The 21447-nt window shown below is 45.1% G+C and carries 21 protein-coding genes; 2 read left to right on the forward strand and 19 right to left on the reverse strand.

Going from position 1 to position 21447, the window contains the following annotated elements:
• Nucleotides 1-373: 373 nt before the first annotated feature.
• The 15 genes from FZC88_RS12100 to FZC88_RS12170 form a co-directional block, all read right to left on the reverse strand.
• A complete protein-coding gene (locus FZC88_RS12100; RefSeq protein WP_148995039.1) occupies nucleotides 374-1519 on the reverse strand; it encodes a homogentisate 1,2-dioxygenase in 1146 nt (381 codons plus the stop codon).
• The gene (locus FZC88_RS12105) at nucleotides 1467-2450 is read right to left on the reverse strand and encodes a fumarylacetoacetate hydrolase family protein (protein WP_148995040.1); all 984 of its coding nucleotides are present in this window, start codon (nucleotides 2448-2450) and stop codon (nucleotides 1467-1469) included. The genes FZC88_RS12100 and FZC88_RS12105 overlap by 53 nt, the downstream gene beginning before the upstream one ends.
• A gap of 6 nt (nucleotides 2451-2456) precedes the next feature.
• The gene (locus FZC88_RS12110; RefSeq protein ID WP_148967295.1) at nucleotides 2457-3068 is read right to left on the reverse strand and encodes a flavin reductase family protein; all 612 of its coding nucleotides are present in this window, start codon (nucleotides 3066-3068) and stop codon (nucleotides 2457-2459) included.
• On the reverse strand, nucleotides 3069-4178 hold the full coding sequence (gene hisC, locus FZC88_RS12115; protein WP_148995041.1) for a histidinol-phosphate transaminase: 1110 nt from the start codon (nucleotides 4176-4178) through the stop codon (nucleotides 3069-3071).
• Nucleotides 4179-4365: 187 nt separating this feature from the next.
• Complete coding sequence (hppD, locus tag FZC88_RS12120) at nucleotides 4366-5481, reverse strand: 4-hydroxyphenylpyruvate dioxygenase (protein ID WP_148967293.1); 1116 nt, start codon at nucleotides 5479-5481, stop codon at nucleotides 4366-4368.
• Nucleotides 5482-5601: 120 nt separating this feature from the next.
• Nucleotides 5602-7029, reverse strand: coding sequence for a dihydrolipoyl dehydrogenase (gene lpdA / locus FZC88_RS12125; RefSeq protein ID WP_148995042.1), 1428 nt, complete (start codon nucleotides 7027-7029; stop codon nucleotides 5602-5604).
• Nucleotides 7030-8214 carry a dihydrolipoamide acetyltransferase family protein gene (locus FZC88_RS12130; RefSeq protein WP_148995043.1) on the reverse strand — a complete coding sequence of 395 codons (1185 nt, stop codon included), beginning with the start codon at nucleotides 8212-8214 and terminating at the stop codon, nucleotides 7030-7032.
• 15 nt (nucleotides 8215-8229) lie between these two features.
• Nucleotides 8230-9225: an alpha-ketoacid dehydrogenase subunit beta gene (locus FZC88_RS12135; protein WP_148995044.1), complete on the reverse strand. Its 996-nt coding sequence runs from the start codon at nucleotides 9223-9225 to the stop codon at nucleotides 8230-8232.
• A gap of 1 nt (nucleotide 9226) precedes the next feature.
• Nucleotides 9227-10291, reverse strand: a complete 1065-nt coding sequence (gene pdhA, locus FZC88_RS12140; RefSeq protein ID WP_148995045.1) for a pyruvate dehydrogenase (acetyl-transferring) E1 component subunit alpha — start codon at nucleotides 10289-10291, stop codon at nucleotides 9227-9229.
• A gap of 46 nt (nucleotides 10292-10337) precedes the next feature.
• Nucleotides 10338-11444, reverse strand: coding sequence for a Leu/Phe/Val dehydrogenase (locus FZC88_RS12145; RefSeq protein WP_148968139.1), 1107 nt, complete (start codon nucleotides 11442-11444; stop codon nucleotides 10338-10340).
• 108 nt (nucleotides 11445-11552) lie between these two features.
• Nucleotides 11553-11948: a thioesterase family protein gene (locus FZC88_RS12150; protein WP_148995046.1), complete on the reverse strand. Its 396-nt coding sequence runs from the start codon at nucleotides 11946-11948 to the stop codon at nucleotides 11553-11555.
• A gap of 526 nt (nucleotides 11949-12474) precedes the next feature.
• Nucleotides 12475-13269 (reverse strand): ABC transporter ATP-binding protein, encoded by a 795-nt coding sequence (locus tag FZC88_RS12155; RefSeq protein WP_148967287.1) that lies wholly within the window; start codon nucleotides 13267-13269, stop codon nucleotides 12475-12477.
• Complete coding sequence (locus FZC88_RS12160) at nucleotides 13253-14272, reverse strand: ABC transporter permease (protein ID WP_148967286.1); 1020 nt, start codon at nucleotides 14270-14272, stop codon at nucleotides 13253-13255. The genes FZC88_RS12155 and FZC88_RS12160 overlap by 17 nt, the downstream gene beginning before the upstream one ends.
• 16 nt (nucleotides 14273-14288) lie before the next feature.
• The gene (locus tag FZC88_RS12165; RefSeq protein WP_148995178.1) at nucleotides 14289-15260 is read right to left on the reverse strand and encodes an ABC transporter substrate-binding protein; all 972 of its coding nucleotides are present in this window, start codon (nucleotides 15258-15260) and stop codon (nucleotides 14289-14291) included.
• A 561-nt stretch (nucleotides 15261-15821) separates the two neighbouring features.
• A complete protein-coding gene (locus tag FZC88_RS12170; RefSeq protein WP_148995047.1) occupies nucleotides 15822-16778 on the reverse strand; it encodes an NAD(P)H-dependent flavin oxidoreductase in 957 nt (318 codons plus the stop codon).
• Nucleotides 16779-16978: 200 nt separating this feature from the next.
• Here FZC88_RS12170 and FZC88_RS12175 point away from each other — a divergent pair, with 200 nt between their 5' ends.
• Entirely contained in the window at nucleotides 16979-17314 is a 336-nt protein-coding gene (locus tag FZC88_RS12175; protein ID WP_148995048.1) for a PadR family transcriptional regulator, read from the forward strand.
• Nucleotides 17307-17972 (forward strand): DUF1129 domain-containing protein, encoded by a 666-nt coding sequence (locus FZC88_RS12180; protein ID WP_262371841.1) that lies wholly within the window; start codon nucleotides 17307-17309, stop codon nucleotides 17970-17972. The genes FZC88_RS12175 and FZC88_RS12180 overlap by 8 nt, the downstream gene beginning before the upstream one ends.
• Before the next feature lie 49 nt (nucleotides 17973-18021).
• Here FZC88_RS12180 and paaX read toward each other — a convergent pair whose 3' ends face one another.
• From paaX to FZC88_RS12200, 4 genes are all read right to left on the reverse strand, one after another.
• Entirely contained in the window at nucleotides 18022-18897 is an 876-nt protein-coding gene (paaX, locus tag FZC88_RS12185; RefSeq protein WP_148995049.1) for a phenylacetic acid degradation operon negative regulatory protein PaaX, read from the reverse strand.
• A gap of 166 nt (nucleotides 18898-19063) precedes the next feature.
• Nucleotides 19064-19285 carry a hypothetical protein gene (locus FZC88_RS12190; protein ID WP_148995050.1) on the reverse strand — a complete coding sequence of 74 codons (222 nt, stop codon included), beginning with the start codon at nucleotides 19283-19285 and terminating at the stop codon, nucleotides 19064-19066.
• An 82-nt stretch (nucleotides 19286-19367) separates the two neighbouring features.
• Nucleotides 19368-20573, reverse strand: coding sequence for a thiolase family protein (locus FZC88_RS12195; RefSeq protein ID WP_148995051.1), 1206 nt, complete (start codon nucleotides 20571-20573; stop codon nucleotides 19368-19370).
• The gene (locus FZC88_RS12200; protein ID WP_148995052.1) at nucleotides 20570-21445 is read right to left on the reverse strand and encodes a 3-hydroxyacyl-CoA dehydrogenase; all 876 of its coding nucleotides are present in this window, start codon (nucleotides 21443-21445) and stop codon (nucleotides 20570-20572) included. Before FZC88_RS12200 ends, FZC88_RS12195 begins: the two co-directional genes overlap by 4 nt.
• Nucleotides 21446-21447: the final 2 nt, after the last annotated feature.

Consider the following 21447-nt stretch of genomic DNA (forward strand, 5'->3'; position numbering starts at 1 on the left):
CTTTTAAATATTTTTCGACAAAATCCTATGGGAATGGGGGTTTGGGGAGTTTAGACCTGTGTGCATCTGACTGATTTATTCTCACTGTTTTTTTATAATTGAGAATTCAGTTTTCTATTAATATAGTAGGAATGAATTTTTATTAATCTGGTAAGACGTGATCAATAAGTAATGCATTCAATACAAAACCTTTCATCCCCATAATCCGTAATGCCTTTCAAACTAGAATTTAATTTCATTCTTTCTACAATGATGAATAAGCTTTCATAAAAAAATATATTCTCCCAAAAAGTAGTCGCCACTTTTTTAAACTCTATATAAATAAAAAAGAATCAACCCAAGGAACCGGACGGCCTTTGGATTGATTCTTCCTTTACACCCATGTAAACATATAATTCGGATCTTCGACATCCTTTGCTTTTTTGACGATCTTCAACGGTTTAAAAGTATCGATCATCACAGCGAGCTCGAGGGTTTCTTTTTTCCCGATACTGGCTTCTGTCGTTCCTGGATGAGGGCCGTGTGGAATCCCGCTCGGGTGGAGGGTAATCGATCCTTCTTTGATTCCCTTTCTGCTCATGAAGTTTCCTTCCACATAGTACAGCAGCTCATCACTGTTCACATTGCTATGATTATAAGGAGCCGGAATTGATTCCGGATGGTAGTCGTATAGTCTTGGAACAAATGAGCAGACAACGAAGTTATGTCCTTCAAACGTTTGATGAACTGGAGGCGGCTGATGTACGCGTCCTGTAATAGGCTCAAAATCCTCGATGTTGAACACCCAAGGATAAAGATAACCATCCCAGCCGACGACGTCCAGTGGATGGTGATTTAACACATGGGAATGAAGCGCTCCCCGTGATTTAGTGATCACTTCGAATTCGCCCTCTTCATCCATGGTTGCAAGCTTCTCAGGTCCCCGCAGATCCCGCTCACAAAACGGACTGTGCTCCAGCAACTGACCGTACTCATTTCGATAACGTCGAGGTGTGGTAATCTGACTGAAGGACTCGACGATCAGCATCTTCGTCTCTTCTTCAGGAACAACACGGTAGATGGTCCCGATCGGAATCACCACATAATCCCCTTTTCCATAGGTGAGCGTTCCGAACATCGTCTCTACCTTTCCTTTACCAAAATGGATATAAAGCATTTCGTCCCCGTCACCATTCCGATAAAAGCTTTTCATCTCTTCTGTTACATAGGCGGTTCCAATCAATAAATCGGAATTACCAAGTAAATATTCACGGCTCTTTAAGGCACAGCCTTTTTTCTCGACTCTGTCTGTAAAGAAATGTCGATGACGAAGAGCACCCTCTTCCTCAAACTCCGGCATATAACTCCCTAAATACTCTGTTTTCGCCACAGCCGTCGGCAAGTGATGATGATACAGAATCGACTGTGTCCCTGAGAACCCCTTCGTCCCCATGACCTGCTCCCTGTAGAGCGTGCCATCATCCTTTTTAAACATGGTGTGACGTTTGTGAGGTATTTTCCCCAGTTGACGATAGTACATGGTTTTCCTCCTCTCTTTTCTCTGCAATCCTATTACGCAAAACACCTATGCCCGCGATCTCTAATTCCACTACGTCCCCAGGCTTCAACCACGGATGCGTTTCAGTTCCCAGCTCTAAAATACATCCTGTTCCAACAGTTCCAGATCCAATCACTTCGCCGGGATACAGGGTGACGTCTTTCGAGGCGCGCTCGATCATGTCTGCAAATGTATAATGAATGTCCTGATAATTCCCCTCGGATAAGAGTTTCCCATTCACTTTTGCCGTCATAGGAAGATCAAAGCGGTCTCCCCTGCGATAGGTTTCCAGTTCATCCTTCGTCACTAAATAAGGACCGAAAGAAGTGGCAAAGTCCTTTCCTTTCGCTGGACCAAGTCCTACTTTCATCTCGTGCTTCTGGATGTCTCTAGCACTCCAATCGTTCATGATGAAATAGCCGTAAATATGGTCTTCTGCGTTTTCTTTTGAAATGTTTGTTCCTTCTTTCCCGATCACGCAGGCGATTTCCAATTCATAATCGAGCCACTCACATCCAGCAGGTTTCGCGATGTGGTCGAGAGGACCTTTTACAGCTAAGTGATTGGTAAAATAAAAGACGGGGATGTCATACCATTCCGGCACCACATCGAGTCCCCTCCGTTTACGGGCCGTTTTCACGTGCTCTTCAAACGCATAGAAATCCCGGATGCTTACAGGCCTTGGAATCGGCGACTTCAGGGTGACATCACCTAATGAATGCACTCCCGTGTCTTTCTCCGAAATAGTGCCGAGCTCTTTCATCCGTTTTAGGCCTTCGTCTCCAAGATCGATGATGGATAACATATCTTTAGGGAGCAAACCTCCGCTCACAGCATGGATGTCCACGACAAGTTCACCCTGAACGATCCCCGCCCTTACTTCTCCTTCTTTTAAAAAACTAACCAGCTTCACGTGTCATCACCTTTTTCGAATCAATTCAAATGAATCGGATAATGGTTTGGTGTACATTTGACCGGCAAGCCTTCCCACCGGTTTGAGTTTCTCTGAATCTATCTTTCCATCGTAATAGAGTTCATCATTAATCCTTACACACTCAACTTTCCCGATGACCAGGCTCCCTGCACCTGGATGATCGCCAAAGTGAAGAACTTCATGAAGGACGCATTCCAATTGCACTTTGCTTTCAGATACTCCTGGAGGCTTTACCGTAATGGACTCCTTCTTCGCCAGCCCGACCTGCTCAAATTCATCAACGCCAGGTTCAAATTCAATGGCACAGTTATTCATTTTCTCCACAAATTCTTCACTTACGATATTGATGACGAATTCCCTCGATTTCTCGATATTTCGGAGGGTATCCTTCTTGCTTCCATCCTTCCCTCTTCTCATGGGGGAGAAGCAGACGAGCATAGGCTCTGCACAAATCGCCGTAAAGAAGCTGTAAGGTGCCAGGTTCGCAATCCCATCTTCATCAAGGGATGAAACAAAGGCAATCGGCCGGGGCAAAATCGAGCCTATCATCAGTTTATAAGCAGACTGCCACTCAAGCGTCTGGGGTTTGATATCCATTTAGTTCACCCCTCCGTTTTGCAAAATGTCTTCCAGTGCTCCAACGAATCTCTTGTTATCGTCCCGTGTTCCGATCGTGACACGAACCGTTGTAGGGTATCCGAGAAGAGTTCCTGAACGAACGACGAGCCCCCTTTTCACAAGCTCATATGAGACCGTGTCACCATTCATACCTGTGTCCACCATGATAAAGTTCGATTGAGAAGGAAAATAAGCTATCCCCAGACGATCAAATTCACTTTCCAAATAAAGACGACCCTGCTCGTTCTTATGGGTACATTCCCTAATAAACGCTTGATCCTCCAGGGCAATGATCGCTGACTTCTGGGCAACGGTATTCACATTGAAGACATCTTTCACTTTACGGAGCTGTTCTGCAATCTCCTCATTCATGACCCCGAACCCGACTCTTAGTCCGGCCAGGCCATATATTTTCGAAAAGGTTCTAAGAACGATCAGGTTTTCGAATGCTGACAGGAGAGGCAGGGTTTCTAAGTAGTCATCAGTTGTAACGTATTCCATATAGGCTTCATCCACCACTATCAGGATATGCGAAGGGACGCTCTCGATAAATTGCAGGAGTTCTCTTTTTCCGACAATGGTTCCAGTCGGGTTATTGGGATTACACACAAAGATCAGCTTCGTTTTTGGAGTGATCTGGTCATGCATCCCCTGCAAGTCATGGGTACCGTTTACGAGTGCGACAATGACCGGAGAGCCTCCCTCTAGGAACACATTGGTTCTATACCTGGGAAACGTAACATCGGCCATGATAGCTTCGTCGCCACTGCTCAAATAGGCCCTCGTCAACAGCCGGATCACTTCATCCGAGCCATTCCCGAATACAATCTGTTCTTTCGGTACCCCTAAAAACGCTGAAACCTTATGACTAAGATCGACAGCAGCTCCGTCCGGATACAAAAACAGGTCGCTCCCATTTTCTTTAAACCACTGCTTCACTTTCGGGGAGCAGCCATATATATTTTCATTTTCTGACAGCTTTCTGATTGAGGAGAGACCATGCTCCTTCTGTAAGTCGCCAAGCGTCTTCCCCAGCACGTATGGAGCAATATGTGTGACTGCTTCTCTTGTTTTGAACTTTAATGTCATACATGAATCCTCGCCTTCCTCATGGATGAAGGGGGTCGACTCACGTGTTAGCTTATCTTCTGTTCAAATATGGTACCTGCAAACTGTACGATATTATAAGTAGAAGCAGCTAATCTCTTCATGAGTTAACCCCCTGACCGGTCCTTTGACCCCCGTTATATATGCTAATCTCTATCTATTTTTTATTTTATAGGTTTCCTCTGCGTTCTTGCTCACGCTCGATGGATTCGAATAGTGCTTTGAAGTTTCCTTCTCCGAACCCTCTTGCCCCCTTACGTTGAATCACTTCAATGAAAAGAGTTGGACGATCTACGATTGGCTTTGTGAATATTTGAAGCAGGTAGCCTTCGTCATCACGGTCGACAAGAATATTCAACTCTTTGATTTTGGAGATCTCTTCATCGATTTCCCCTACACGCTCTGAAAGCATGTCGTAATAGGAATCAGGAGTATTTAGGAATTCCACACCATTCTCTTTCAGGATGCCGACTGTCTTCACGATATCCTCGGTCAGGATGGCAATATGCTGCACCCCTGGACCACCGTAGAACTCAAGATATTCCTGAATTTGTGATTTGCGTTTTCCTTCAGCAGGCTCATTGATCGGGAATTTAATGCGGCCGCCGTTATGCATCACCTTGGACATAAGGGCTGAGTATTCGGTTGTAATGTCTTCATTTGTAAAGTGACGCATTTCCTTGAAGCCCATGACTTTTTCATAGTACTCCACCCACTCTTCCATACGCTCCACATTTCCTACTACATGGTCCACAGCGATGATACCGGCATCTTCATGTTTAAGCGCAGAATCATATTTTTCAAAGCCCGGCATGAAGATCCCTTTATAGTCTTTACGCTCCACAAGGGTATGGATCGTATCCCCGTATGTACCAATGATGGCTTTTTTCAATTGTCCATTATCATCTTCTAGCGTCGATGGTGGCATGATTTCAATTGCACCGCGGGACACCGCTCCAGTGTAAGCCTTTTCAACATCATCCACCACAAGGGCGATATCTTTAATGCCGTCTCCGTGAAGCTTCACGAATTGGGCCACCCGGCTGCCTTCATGCAGGCTTCCCGTTATAACCAATCGGACTTTGTTTTGTTGCAGTACATAGGATACTGTGTCACGATTTCCTGTCTCCAACCCTGAATAGGCAACGGTCTTAAAACCGAATGCTGTACAGAAGAAGTGCGCAGCCTGCTTTGCATTACCCGTATAGTACTCTAAAAAATCAACATCTCTGACTGGGAAGACATCTTCTACTTTAACCTGCTTTTTGGCTACATTTTCTTGCATCCTAATCCCTCCATTAAACATAAGTATATTCTGAATATTATATTAAATAGTTTTAAAGAACTTCTCAAGAGCGGCTAGTAAAGCTTAAACGCTTCTCTGTATAAAAGCGTGTTCCTCACTTTACCTGGCCATCTCTTTTTTTCGGGGAGGCATGTGCACCGCTTCTCCCTTTAACCCTTCGACTGCTTCGAGTAAACTTTCATTCGTACTCGGGTGGGGATAAAGTGGAAAGCGAAAGTCCTCATCTCTCGCTGCCATTTCAAGTCCCAGCACACCTGATGTGATCAGCTCGGCTGCTCCCATTCCCATCATATGAATACCAAGGATCAAATCCGTTTCACTGTCTGACACGACTTTCACGAATCCATCCTTTTCATCCATCAGCTGAGCGTACCCGTTTCCTCTGACAGGGTTCTCACTCACTGTAACCGAATAACCTTCCTCTCGTGCTTCCTCTTCTGTAAGGCCCGCACACGCAATCGGCGGGCTCATCTGCACCACCATCGGCACAAACTGCAGATCTACTTCCACCTGTAGCCCAGCCATCGCCTCGGCCGCCGCCTTCCCCTGTTTGATCGCTTTAACTGCGAGGGACGGACCTTCCGTGACATCCCCGATCGCCCATATATGAGGAATGGAGGTCCGTCCCTCCCGATCTGTTTGGATATAATCATCCTCGGTTAATTCAACACGGAGACGGTCGAGGCCGATGTCTGATAGGTTCGGCTTCACTTTTCCACTCATGACAAAGTGGGAGCCTTCGATGGAGACCATTTCACCGTTTGCTTTGTTCAGCCCTACTATAACCTTTCCTTCTGTGTCACTCACCGTTTTTATGGTAGAGCTCTTGATAACATTGATTTTCTGCTTTTTAAACTGCCTGAACAACTCTTTTGAAATCGAAGAGTCAAATGGAAGGTCTTCATTCAAGATTAGGGTGACAAAGCTTCCCAATGTGGAGAAAACAGACGCAATCTCCAGTGAAATATAATCGGCACCATACACAATCAGTTCTTCAGGGATTTCCTCCAGCTCAAAAATCTGTCTTTCCTTCAGCACTCGGTCAGAATTAAAATCGATACCATCCGGATAGTGTAGATCTCCACCTGTTGCCACTATCGCATCTTTGAAATTGAAGAGAGAAAATTCATGTCCGTTTTCAACCCCGATTCGGGATTCTGATAGAAAGGTAGCATATCCTCTAACGATTTCAACCTTATTTGCTTTGCACAGTGATTCTACCCCTGATCGGAGCTGGGTGATTTTTTTCTCTTTATAGTTTTGTAGAGTAGCAAGGTTTGCTTCCACCTCCCCAAACTCCATCCCCATTTCCTTCAGGTGCTTCGTCTTTTTATATTCCTGGGCAAAATGGGTGAATACCTTCGACGGGATGCAGCCTTTATTTAAACAGGTCCCGCCTACATCCTTCCGTTCGATCAACGTCACTTGTCTACCGAGGCCCGTGGCTCTGATAGCCGCGTGATAGCCCCCAGGACCTCCTCCGATGACGACAATGTCTTTATCTTCCGTAATCTCTCCCACTACCATTTACATCAACTCCAATAGCATGGATTGAGGTTCTTCAATCAGATCCCGTAATCGGTTCGTAAATTTCACGGCTGTCCCGCCATCTGCCACTCTATGATCAAAAGACATCGAAACATTCATCATGGAACGGACGACAATTTCATCCTTTTCGTTCACCATCGGACGCTTCTTCGTTTTATGGAAGGCGAGGAGGGCTACTTCCGGTTCGTTAATGATCGGAGTGGCTCCGATCGATCCGTTCAGAGGTCCTACGTTACTGACCGTGAAGGTTCCCCCTTTGATCTCTTTCATCGCTAGCTTGCCATCCAGTGCTTTGACGGTCAATTCCTTCATCTCACCGTGAATGTCTTTCATCGTTTTTTCTTCCACGTGCTTGATGACAGGAACGATCAGACCTTCCTCTGTGTCGACTGCAATTCCGATATTGTGTTGAGACTGAAGCTCGACACACTCTTCTTCTTCATTGAGACGGGCATTGAAAATCGGAAACTCTTTTAAACAGACAGAAATGGCTTTGATAAAATACGCGCCCATGGAAATGGACCCGCCGCCCGCTTTCATAGTATCTTTCCAGGATAGTAGATTCGTAACGTCGATTTCTTCAAAATGGGTACAGTGCGGGATGGTTCTCAGCGACTGTGACATTTTGGACGCGATCTGTTTTCGTCTGCCCCGGAAAGGAATCGTTTTAGCATCAGGTTCTGTCAGTGCCTCAGTGGCAAATGGTTCAGGGTTTTCCACCGATACTTGCGCTGACTTACTTTCTCCATTCATATAAAGGAAAATATCTTCATCAAGGATTCTACCGCCCACTCCGGAACCAGTCACTTCTTCTATGTTGATACCATTCTCTCTTGCGATTTTCCTTGTATAAGGTGACGCGAGGATCCTTCTCTTCTTCAATACATGGGTCGTTTCCGGCACAACTCGCCGGCTCACGGAGTGATTTCCTTGTTCTTTTTCCATCAACAAAACCGTGGATCCGACTGGAATCGTCTCCCCTTCACTAACCGTAAACTCCTTGATGACACCTGAAAATGGTGCCGGGATCTCTGCCGTCATTTTATCTGTCTGTACCTCTACCAGTGGTTGATCCGCTCGCACGACATCCCCCACTTTTACAAGAAAGTGATTGATATTGGCTTCGGTCATGCCTTCCCCAATATCATGAAGCTTAACTTCCATGAACTCCCTCCTTGTCTAATAGCGGGCTACCTTCTCCACTGCAGCCAGCACACGTTTACTGTCAGGCAAATAGAAATCTTCAAATCCGAAATACGGGACAGGTGTATCGAATCCTGTTACCCTTTCAGTCGGCGCTTTCTGATATAAAAAAGAATTGTCATTGATGATCGCCAGTACATCATTTCCAACCCCACCAGTGGCATGTGCTTCATGGACAACCACGGTTCTCCCCGTTTTCTGAACGGAGCTTGAAATGAGATCCTTATCTAGGGGATAGAGTGTTCTAAGGTCTAGTACCTCACAGGAAATACCTTTATCAGCGGCTTCCTTGGCTGCATCCTCAGCTACCTTAACCATCGCTCCCCATGCAATGATGGTGACATCCTCACCCTCTGTGACTACTTTACCTTTCCCGATTTCCACGGTGTACTTTTCTTCAGGAACTTCTTCCCTTGAAGAACGATAACATCGCATAGGCTCCAGGAATAGAACGGGATCAGGATCCTCGATGGCTGCAATCAGAAGTCCCTTCGCATCATATGGAGTTGCAGGGCAGACAACCTTGATTCCAGGCATATGTGTGAAAAGTGCTTCGGTACTATCGGAATGAATCTCTGGGGCACGTACACCAGCCCCATACGGAGCCCTGATGACCAAAGGACAAGTGAAATGGCCAAGGGTACGGGTGCGTATTCTGGATGCATGCGTCATGATCTGCTCGTATGCCGGGTAGATGAATCCTAAAAATTGGACCTCCGCTACCGGACGAAATCCGTTCAGCCCCATCCCGATGGCCGCTCCAATAAAGCCCGCTTCACTTAAGGGTGTATCAAGAACCCGGTCTTCACCGAATTCCTGTTGAAGACCGTCCGTCGCCCTGAATACCCCGCCGTTCGTCCCGATATCTTCACCCATCAACAGAACATCTTCGCTTTCCTGAAGCATCACTCTCATCGCATCCGTTATGGCTTGAACCATCGTCAGCGTTTTCATTTTCGTTAAGGTGCTCATTCTACTCACCTCTCAATTGCTCAAGGAGCTTTTCTTTTTGTTCCTGGATCGTCCAGGTCGGTGTCGCAAACACATAATCAAAGATCACACTTGGATCAGCTGCCGGATATGCTTCCAGTTCCTCGACTGCAAGGTCAACTTCCTTCGCACATTCCTTTTGAACTGAGGTCATCCACTCTTCGTCACCCCAGCCTCGATGCTTCATGAATTTCGTTAACCGGTCAACAGGGTCATTATCCTTACGTCGGGACTCACTTTCCTGTTGATCACGATACTTCGTCGGATCATCTGCGGTTGTATGGGCACCGTATCTCCAGGTAACAGACTCGATCAAGGTAGGTCCGTCCCCGTTTCGTGCTCTCTCCAACGCCTTCAACGTTTCAAAATACACAGCAAAAATATCATTGCCGTCAATGCGTACGCTTGGAATGTCATAGGCAAGAGCTTTCTGGGCAATGGTCTTTGTATTCATTTGCTTGTGCATGGGAACGGAGATGGCGTAATGATTGTTTTGATTAAAAAAGACAACCGGTGCCTCCCAGACGCTTGCCAGGTTCAATCCTTCATGAAAGTCGCCTTCAGAAGTGGCGCCATCACCAAAATAGACAATGGCTGCATTCCGGGTCCCTTTTCTTTTCTCGGCGAAAGCAGCCCCTACCGCATGTGGAAGCTGTGTCGCGATCGGAATGCCGGGAGTGAAAATATTCTTTCCTTCCGGAGGCACGCATCCTTCATTTCTCCCCTTCCAGAATAGGAGGATATGAAGCAGGGAATGGCCGAATGTCATGGTAGCCCCATGATCCCGATAGGACGGGAATAACCAGTCTTTGTCCTGGAGGGCAAGTGCGCTCCCCACCTGGGATGCCTCCTGGCCTTCAAATGGTGCATACGTTCCAATCCGCCCCTGACGCTGGAGGCTCACCGCTTTCTTATCAAATGTACGGATCCTGATTAAATGCCGATAAAAAGTACGGGTTAAATCTTCTGAGATGTCCTTTTCATACTCACCTTGAACCAGTTCCCCTTGTTGATCCATAACCTGGACCAATTGAAATTCCTCGATCATTTTCATCACCTCATATTGGTGCTATTTTGTTATTCCGATTTACATTTTATGTCCTAACCGACCATTTCGGGCGTTTCGCATGGGAGAAGAAGCTGTTTCTTCTTGTGCGTGCGTGGATCCTGTCCTCGCAGAACCGGTTGGCTGCTTCGACTGTAGTCAAGTGCTGGTTCTCTGATTGCAGGTAAATATTCTGAAGGCTGTTATAGATGGCGCTTGTCTTTTGCAGGACACGTTCTTTATTTGGTTCGTATAATTCGTCAGCTACCTGGATCAATCCGCCTGCATTGACGATGTAATCAGGTGCGTATAAAATCCCTTTTTCGTGCAGCTTCATTCCATGTGAAAGATCTAATAACTGGTTGTTGGCAGAACCGACGACAGCCTTTACCTTCAACTGATCTACCGTGTGATCATTAATGATCCCACCGATCGCACAAGGAATGAAGACATCTGCATCAACCGAATAGATCTCATCTCCGGATACGACTTTAATCGCTGCTCCCATCCTGTTTGCCTTAGCTACTAACTGATCGATGGATTTCTGACTGATATCTGTTACATAGAGGTCTGCTCCCTCTTCAAGTAGTCGCTCGGCTACTTTAAAGCCTACTTTTCCTAACCCTTGAATGGCATAGCTTTTTCCATGAAGGTCTTTTGAGCCCCATACGTTTTGGTTGGTTGCCTGTAAGCCATAGATGACGCCCATGGCAGTCGGGATGGAAGAGTCTCCACTTCCACCGTATTCTTCATTGACACCTACAATGCAATTCGTTTCTTTTAGGGCATAAACAAAGTCATCAGGAGTCGTTCCCATGTCTGTCCCCGTATAGAATCTTCCGTTCAGGGATTCAACAAATTGGCCGAAAGCACGGAACAACTCAGGGTGTTTGTCTTTTTCAGGATCACCGATGATGACGGCTTTTCCTCCACCGAAGTCCACGTCGGCCGCTGCACATTTGTAGGTCATCCCTTTTGATAAGCGTAAAACATCCTCAAGTGCTTCATCTACTGAGGTGTAGGGTCTCATCCGACAGCCGCCCAGTGCAGGTCCAAGAGTGGTATTATGTATGGCGATGATGGCTTTCAGTCCTGTTTCTTCATCATTGCAGAATACAACCTGTTCATGATTTTGTATTTTTTCGAACATATCCATTTCTCCGCCCCCTGCAAGCTCTCTGTTTGTAACCGCTTCCATTTTGGTGAATACGTTACTCACTAAATCTCCTCCTTTTACACTGCTATTGATGAATTGGATCTAAACTTAGTTCTCTTTTATTCTTTCATTAATTTTCTCTTTAGGAAGTACGACTTGTTTGACCTCACCTTTCCCAATGAGTCTGTCATTCTCTTTATCTCTGACAGTCACTTCAGTCACGATGATGTTTCGTTCATATTTAATTACTCTCGCTTTAATTTCAAGAGAGGAACCGTTTTTCGCCGGAGCCATATGCTCGACGTTCACCTTGGCTCCCATTCCCTCTTCATGGTCTTCCAAATAGGGTAGAATGATCTTTCTTGATGCCCATTCCATGTGGTAAACCATTGAGACGGTTGAATATACAGGGTGTACCACGTCTCCTTCAAACTGGGCATACATGCTGGGGATTACTTCTGTTGTGACGACGGCCATATGTCCTTCTGCTAATCCAGACTTCATCGCTTTCCCCCTTTAAACCAACAAATAATATATTTTTATATAACGTTAATTCAACGATATAATAACATTTTGTTTTATAAATAGTCAATAAATTGTTAAAATTTAAAATATTATATTAATATAAGTTATGCAGAGGGACGGACCTATCGGCTGCGCCGAAGGTCCGTCCCTCACTCAAAAGCGGAGGCGGCTTGGGCAGGCCCGACAAGCATAAGGCGAGACCACCGGAAAGGCGCCCTTTGCCTTTTTGGTGGTCTTGACTTATGACCTCGAGGGGCTAGCCGCCGGAGCTAGACGACATCAAAAGCGGAGGCGGCTTGCTCAGAGGTGACAAGCATAAGATGAATGGGCCTAGAAGGCGTCCTTTGCCTTCTTGGACCATTTAGCTTATGACCTCGAGCCTCTAGCCGCCGGAGCTAGACGATTCCCTTTTCCAGATAGGCTATTAAAAGAATCTCATAAATAAAAAAGCAACGAACCAAGGTTCGTTGCTTTTTGTAGAAGGTTGTTTATTGTTTTTATTAGCTTATGAAAGAAGTGCCCGGTCGCTGGCGAGTTTGCTTCCACGGATTCGCTGAAATTCGTGGAGAAGTCCTTCGACTGTGAGGTGTTTTTTCTCTTCTTCATTAACCTCTAGTATAATCTGGCCTTTATCCATCATGATCAAGCGGTTTCCAAGGTCCAGCGCCTGCTGCATATTATGGGTGACCATCAACGTGGTAAGGTTATACTTTTCTACAATCTCTTTCGTCAGATTCGTAATCAGATCAGCTCTGGCAGGATCCAATGCTGCCGTATGTTCATCCAGCAATAATATCGACGGTTCGGTGAATGTGGCCATCAATAAGGAAAGCGCCTGTCTTTCCCCTCCTGATAGTAACCCGACCTTCGCATTCAATCGATTCTCAAGCCCGAGATGAAGTGTTTCCAGTACTTCCTTAAAAAACACTTTCCGTTTTTTGGTCACACCCATTTTAAAGGTGCGGGTACGATTTCTGGAATACGCCATGGCCAGATTTTCTTCGATGGTCATAGTAGGTGCAGTGCCTGCCATTGGATCCTGGAACACGCGACCGATAAGCTTGGATCTTTTATACTCGGACACCTTAGAAACATCATGATCGTCAATCAGAACATTTCCTACATCCGGCAGCAGTACACCTGAAACGATATTCATCAATGTCGATTTCCCGGCTCCATTGCTTCCGATCACAGTGACGAAATCACCGGGTTTTAAAGAGAGCTGGATGTCATCAAGGGCGATTTTTTCATCGGGTGTCCCTTCATTAAATACTTTGTGGATTCTATTTAATTGTAACACCGCTCTCACCCTTTCCATCTGTGATTGAAGATCTGTCTAATCGTTCTGCCATTCGCTGCGCCTTTCGTTTCCTATCCTTGTAACGGTCCATCACCTTAGGCATGACAAGGGCAAGAATCACGATTGTCGCTGTGATAAGCTTCATATCCCCTGTTTCCAGGAAATCGACGCGAAGAGCCATGGATACGACTAATCGATAGATTATCGCCCCACCAATGACCGCGAGCGTCGTACGGGCGATCGTCTTGGTTCCAAACAATGCTTCACCGATGATGACCGAAGCAAGTCCGATGATAATCATCCCGATTCCCATTCCTACATCAGCAAATCGGCTATACTGGGCAATCAATGCCCCGGACAATGCTACCATCCCATTCGATATTCCCAGACCCAGAATAATCATCAGGTTCGTATTAGCGGAGAAACTGCGAATCATTCGCTGATTATCTCCCGTTGCCCGTAATGCCAATCCGATTTCCGTTTTTAAGAATCCGTCTGTTAAAAACTTGATGACAAGCGTGATGATGACCATAATAAATAAAATGCTCCACGTTCCCGGTACAGGCTCCCCAAGTCCCACTGCCATCCACAATTTATTGAGTGCGGCATCGATCCCGAGAGGAGACCAAAATCCTTCCACCCCTGTAAAAGCAGTATCCTGACTTAGTAAGGGTACATTCGACCGTCCCATTATCCGGAGATTGATAGAATACAGGGCGATCATCATGAGAATCCCTGATAATAGGGCATTGATCTTTCCAAACGTATGAAGTAGTCCCGTTATACATCCTGCAACAAATCCGATGACAATCGCTGTAATGGTTGCGATGACTGGATTTACGCCACTGACGATCATGGTGGCAGCGACAGCGGCACCCGTAACGAAGCTGCCGTCGACTGTTAAATCAGGAAAATCCAATATCCGAAAGGACAAGTAGACTCCGAGGGCCATGATAGCGTAAATGATTCCAGATTCAAAGGATGCGAATATTGCTGTTGGCACGAATCATCAACCCTTCCTATTTTTCTTCTAAAAATTTCCCAAGCTCAGACCAGGCTTCCTGTACTTCCACTCCTTGTTCTTCAGCTGCTGCCTTATTGAACATCAACTCGAAATTTTGCGGTGCCTGTACAGGAATTTCAGAAGGTTTCTTCTCTCCTTTTAAAATCTTCACAGCCATCAATCCTGTTTCATAACCAAGATCCTCATAGTTAAATCCACTCGCTGCAATTGCACCTTTTTCCAATGAATCCAGTTCTCCCACAAAAAGAGGAATATCCTTTTCATTCGCTACAGTGATGACTGATTCCAACGCGGAAACGACTGTATTATCTTTTGGAATGTAAATGGCATCGACTCTTCCCACCAGGGATTCAGTCGCCTGTTTAACATCAGCCGACGTTGAAACGGTAGCCTCTACAACCTCCACGCCTTTTTCTTCAGCAAGCTTATTCACTTCAGCTGCCTGCACGACAGCATTTTGTTCACCGGAATTATAAACAATCCCAATCTTCTTCGCTTTCATTTCATCCGTAATAAATTGAATGGTCTTTGAGATCGCTTCCGGATGAGTATCAGTCGTTCCGGTGATATTTTCACCAGGCTCTTCAAAAGACTTAACCAATTCAGCACCGACAGGGTCAGTAACAGAAGTAAAAACGATCGGAATCTCTTTCGTTGCATTCAATGCGTGTTGTGCACTTGGGGTTGAGTTTGCAAAGATAAGGTCGACACCGTCTCCAACAAAGTTCTTGGCAGCACTTTGTGAATTACTTTGATCTCCTTGGGCGATTTGAACATCATATTTTACATTTTCGCCTTCCTTGAAACCGTTTTCAGACAATGCCTTCTTAAAACCTTCAAATGCTGCGTCCAAAGACGGATGTTCCACAATCTGGGTTACCCCGATCACATATTGCTTTTCACCATCTTCTCCACCTGAGCTTGTATCACTACCACAGCCCGCTAAAAACAGCATTCCCAGCATCATAGAGATGACAACAAGTAATAAACTCTTCTTCTTCACAGAAATCCCCCTTTTTCTCTTCCTAATATATGATCAGTAGTCTGGTAGACTAGCAAATCCAAGTATGATAAAAATGATTACCAACGTAAATACAACGTTATATTATCACTCCTGTCACAAAATAGTCAATAATATTCCGAAAATTTAAAAATTAATACTAGTATAGACGGTATTGGTGATGATTTCTAGAGGGATTGCGGGAAAATATTTTTATTATGGGTCTGGTGAACGTGATGAGGAGTACTGTTTTTAAGATATAAGATGGATATTGGGACTTGGCGATTGGTGTGGAATGCTGAAACAAATCGTTAAATGGTCACTTTAATAACGGTATCTATGAAAATCCAGCATAATTAATGGTATCGTACTATAGTTTCCCCCCCTTTGAATCTCTCTTTTTTAATTTGTTGTGCCTGAATCTAGGAAACTTGTTCCACTTTCACCAAAACTTGTGCCAAATTGTGACCACCACCATAAAAAAGACACTTCCCCAATCAAGGAAAAGCGCCTCTTTACAATAATCTATTAAGATTCCACACCACTACCTGATAGCTTACTGAAAATTCCCTGGGCATCGTTCATCATTCTCTCAACCAATTCCTTCACCGTCGGGACATCCGATACTAGACCGGACACCTGGCCACCGTTGATAAACCCTTGATCCAGCTTCCCTTCAAGTGCTCCAACACGATGATAATCTTCTGAGGTCATTTGACTGAACTCCTCAAAAGCGACCCCCTCTTGTTCTTTTTGAATCAATTGTGCAGCATAAGGCGTTTTCATGACCCTTCTAACTTTTCCAATAGAACGACCGACGATGACGGTGCTATCATCTTTTGCTTCCACTAGAGTCGTTTTATAGTTTTCATGAAAAGGAGCTTCCTTTGTAGCGATGAACCGTGTACCCATTTGCACACCACTGGCACCAAGGGCAAGCATGGAAGCGAGTCCCCGCCCATCACCGATTCCTCCTGCTGCGACCACAGGAATGTCCACGGTATCGACGAGTTGTGGAATAAGGGCAAGCGTTGTCGTTTCAAGATTGGAGTTGATCCCTGCAGCCTCATATCCTTCCGCCACGATCACATCTGCACCGGCGTCTTCCGCTTTCTTTCCCTGCTTTTTCGAAGCGACGACACAGATCACCTTCACGTTATGTTCATGAAAATAGGGAATGAACGGGACAGGATTTCCTGCTGATAAGGAAACGACCGGTATTCCATGTGTCACCACTAAGCGGATCATCTCTTTCAAGTGAGGAGTGATGGAGATTGGGATGTTTAGAGCGAAAGGCTCTATGGTTCTCTTTTTCGTTTCCACGATGATCCCTTCCACTTCATCCACGCCCATGGTGCCGACTCCGATTGTACCGAGCGCACCGGCCTCCGAGATTGCCGCCGTCAAAGGAGCGTTGCTGATGTTCCCCATGCCTCCTTGAATGATTGGATATTTTATATGTAATAGGTTCGTTAGGTTATTCATTATAATCCCCCTTCGTTAAATTAATGTTATACTTTTTGGAATTGTACGACAAGTACCGAAAAGAATTTCCATCAATTTGAATTATTTATTGACATTTCATTCCAAAACACATATTCTAAAATCAACTACTTTGTAAAGCAAGGTAGTTGTGTTTTACATCAGTACCTTGTATAGCAATGTATTAAAAAAGGAGGCACTATATGTCTATCCGCAGTCAGCTATTAAAGGGTATATTAGATGGTTGCGTCCTATCTGTGATTGAAAAGGAGCCGGTCTACGGATATGAACTTTCTAAAAAATTGCAGTCTTCTGGTTTACAGGATGTGAGCGAAGGGACCATTTATCCAGTGTTGTTACGACTTCAGAAAAATAATCTGATCCGTGGGGAAATGCAGCCATCTGATTCCGGACCTAACCGAAAATACTATTATTTAACAGAAAAAGGACATTCAGCACTCTCGGATATATCAAGGGAATGGGAACAAATCGTATCACCCGTCACTTCACTATTAAAAAGGGGGAATCATGATGATTGAAGCAAAGCAGTTGATTGAATTGAACAATCAGAAACGAACAGGGTTGTCGGAAGAGAACGAAAAGTATTATTCGGATTTTCTGATATATATGCGGCTACAACTTTCATTATCTGAGCAGCAGACCGAGGAAATATTAATGGAAATCCTGGATCATATTATTGACGGGCAGCGTGAAGGGAAAACAGCCAGAATGATTTTAGGGGATGATCCTAAGGCTTACGCTGATGATATCATTGAACAGCTTCCTACAGAGAAGAAGAGGAATGTCGTTACATTCATTTCATCTTTAGCTCTTAATTTATTGGGATATTTCTTGTTGTTTCGAGGACTCTTATTATTGATTGGGCCGATGTTTAAAGATATAAGCAGTGAAGTATATCCAGTCACTTCCGGCATATTGGTACTTATCATCTTCATTTCCAGTTTGATTGGGGTAAAAATCATTTTCTCGATCATTAAACATTCTTTATTCAAGGAGAAACAAACCCCTGTGAAAGATTCCATCAAGGCAGGTACAATGGGTATGGTATCGATGGGCATCATTATTTGCGCTACTTACTTCCTGCCTGACCTTGGTCCATCATTCCTTTTTCCGTGGTATGCATCTTTCATTACCGGGGTATCCTTATTTGGTATTTCTTATCTTCTGAAAAAATAGAGGTCCGTCCCTCAAAAAAACCACTCGCCCAACCGGCAAGTGGTTTTTATCAGTCTAATAGTAATGGATGGGTCATGACGTTGTAGCTCAGGTCTTTGTTTTTGAGTTCATTGCCGTCTTCGAATACACTTTCGAAGAATCGGGAAGCTGGTTCTGCAAGTTCTTTGTAATATTCTCCGAAGAGGGAGGCTGCGTGTGCCCCGAGCCATTTTTCAGGCAGGAGTTCTTCAGGCAGACCAGGATCCACAAATAGGAATTTACGGTATTCGTGGACGAGCTTCGTTCTTTCCACGAAGCATTCAGCATCGGTCATTTTCCCTTTCCCGATTTTACTCTTATCAATCATGTATTGTTGACTGTAATGGGATATGAATTCCTGATAGCGATCATTGATTTCATTCAGGTCCCAGCTTTTTTCGATCAAGCGCTGATTTTCATTGGGACCTTCGTATTCGGCAATGAAGAAATCGACGTACTCTTTGATATCGTATTTTCCAATCAGGGATTGCACTTGTTTCTCCAAATTGTTAGGAGAGATCCAAGTGCTAGTGGAAAGGGTTCCAAAGCCGCTCCAGACCAGTTCCTTCCTCAGTTCATCCCGGATGCTCCTTATTTCTTCAGGGATTGAGTACATAAGGATTCTCCATTTACCGTCCCATTGTTCAGGCTTCAGCTTGAAGATCCTGTTTGCCGCTTCTTCCATTCGGATCACGCCGCGTTCTGTGAGGGAGTAGTAGCTTTTGTTCCCTTGTTTCTCTGCCTGGACCCAGCCTTGCTTATTCATTCTTGAAATGGCTGCCCGGACTGCTTGATCGTTGTGACCGAATTCATTCAGAAGACGTATCAAACTGCCGATCCATATCTTATTGCCATAGTGACGTATATAATCCCCATATAGTGTAAAGATCATTGATCGTGTATTCATCGGTGCCTCTCCTTTAAGTATATTCCGTTTGTTTATGACGTTTAATTTACGTTTGCTTTATATATTATCATAAACTTTCTATGAAAATAAATGAATATTCACGATTTTTAAGTTTGTATGAATTTCAGGCGCAAAAAAAATCAGGCTCACTTACAGAGCCTGACCCTCAATGATACACCCTCAACATCTCCAGCATCTTCACAAATTCATATGAATTGATAACCTGTTCCTTCGACCAATTCGACTCGATCCATGTTACAAGCTCTTCCTGGCTGTTAAACACTTCCCCGCTCGTATCGGCTTTCCTTATTAAATACCTTCCGTTATCCTCATCCGCGACTACGAGACAAGGAATCTCGCTATCTTTAGTCATGATTTCAAATTCCATCTCACTCACCTCACTTCTATCCTTTCTAAAAAGAATTAATCCTAATCACAAAAAGAGCCCTGCACATACAGGACTCAAGCTATTAAGTTTCAATATTCTCTACTAAAGTCGCAATCCCCTGTCCGACACCAATACACATGGTAGACAAGCCGTACCGTACCTTTCTCTTTTTCATTTCATACAGAAGGGTGGTAAGGATACGTGCTCCACTTGCTCCAAGTGGATGACCGAAGGCGATGGCTCCTCCATTTACATTGACGATCTCTTCATTCAACCCCAGTTCACGGATGCAGGCAATGGATTGTGCAGCGAATGCTTCATTGAGCTCCACTAAGCCGATTTGGTCAAGGGCAAGGCCCGACCGTTTCAGTACCTTCTGTGTGGCATAGATAGGTCCCAGTCCCATCACAGAAGGGTCAAGCCCTGAAGTGGCCGATGTCATGTAGCGGGCCAGCGGAGTAACACCTAATTCTTCTGCCTTCTCCCTGCTCATTAATAACAGAGCAGAGGCACCATCATTGACTCCTGATGCATTCCCTGCCGTCACCGTTCCGCCTTGGAATAAAGGATTAAGCTTCTGCAGTTTGTCACTATTGGTATCGGGTCTTGGGTGTTCATCGAACTGGAAAATTGAAAGATTCCCTTTTCTGTCCCGTAACTCAACGGGCACGATTTCCGTTTTAAACCGTTCTTCATCCATGGCACGTTTCGCTTTCATTTGGCTCCAGTAAGCAAAGTGATCTTGTTCTTCCCTCGAAATACCGAACTGTTTCGCCACGTTTTCCGCGGTTTCCGGCATGGAATCGGTCCCGAATTTTTCTTTCAGACGGGAATTGACGAAGCGCCATCCTATCGTCGTATCGAACATTTCCATATTGCCTCTTGGGAAATCCTTTGAAGGCTTTGCCATGACGTAAGGGGCACGGGTCATACTTTCAGTCCCGCCTGCAATGAAGACATCCCCTTCATTAGCCAAAATGGCTCTAGCCGCATAGTTCACAGCGTCCAGTCCAGAACCGCATAAACGGTTGATAGTGGTGGCACCGACTTCAACAGGGAGACCTGCCAGGAGTGTCGACATCCGGGCTACATTCCGGTTGTCTTCCCCGGCACCGTTTGCATTTCCAAGGACCACCTCTTCAATCGTATCTACAGGGACGAGGGGATTTCGTTCGACGAGTGCTTTAATAACATGCGCACCTAAATCATCAGGACGCACCTCTTTTAAAGAGCCTTTGTATTTTCCAATCGGGGTCCGGACCGCATCGACAATGACAACCTCTCTCATGACTGATGCTCCTTTTCCTTTGTTTCCGAGTAATCATAAACACCTTTACCCGTTTTTCGGCCAAGACGTCCTGCCTTCACATATTTCTCTAAAAGAGGGGCCGGGCGATACTTTTCTCCAAGCTTTTCATGAAGGTACTTAAGATTATTCAATCGTGTATCCAGTCCGACTAAATCTCCAAGCTCAAACGGACCCATCGGATAATTGAGACCGAGCTTGATTGCTTTATCGATTTCTTCAGGAGAACCGAGTCCTTCCTGGAGCATGTAAAAGGCTTCATTCCCAACGAGGGCAGAGATTCTGCTTGTGACAAAACCAGGGAACTCATTGATGACCACCGTTTCTTTCCCCATCAGGCGGGCTACTTGCTGGATGACCTCCGCCGTTTCATCACTTGTTTCCAATCCCTTCACGATTTCAACGAGTGGCATTTTATGTACAGGGTTGAAAAAGTGCATGGCAATGACTTTGTCAGGCCGTTTGGTAAAGGAGCCGATTTCAGTCGGGCTCATGGTGGAAGTATTCGTTGCCAGGTAGCAATACTCCGGGGCATGCGCGTCCAGCACTTCAAATACGCCACGCTTGATGTCTTTCTTTTCCGGAACGGCTTCAATGACCACATCTGCATCCCGTACGGCAATCGAAAGATTCGTTGAATAACTCATAAGCTCTTTTGCTTCTACGTACTGCTGCTGAGTGAGCTTATTCCTTTCCAATCCTTTTTGAAAAATGAGCTGAATCTCATTCCTGGCATGATCCAACTGCTCTTGTTTAATATCAACCAGTGTGGTCCGGAAGCCTCCAACTGCACTTACATAAGCAATCCCTCTACCCATTACTCCGGAACCAACTACAACGATATGCTGTGTCATGT

The sequence above is a fragment of the Rossellomorea aquimaris genome (assembly GCF_008180865.1).
Taxonomy (GTDB): Bacteria; Bacillota; Bacilli; order Bacillales; family Bacillaceae_B; genus Rossellomorea; species Rossellomorea yichunensis.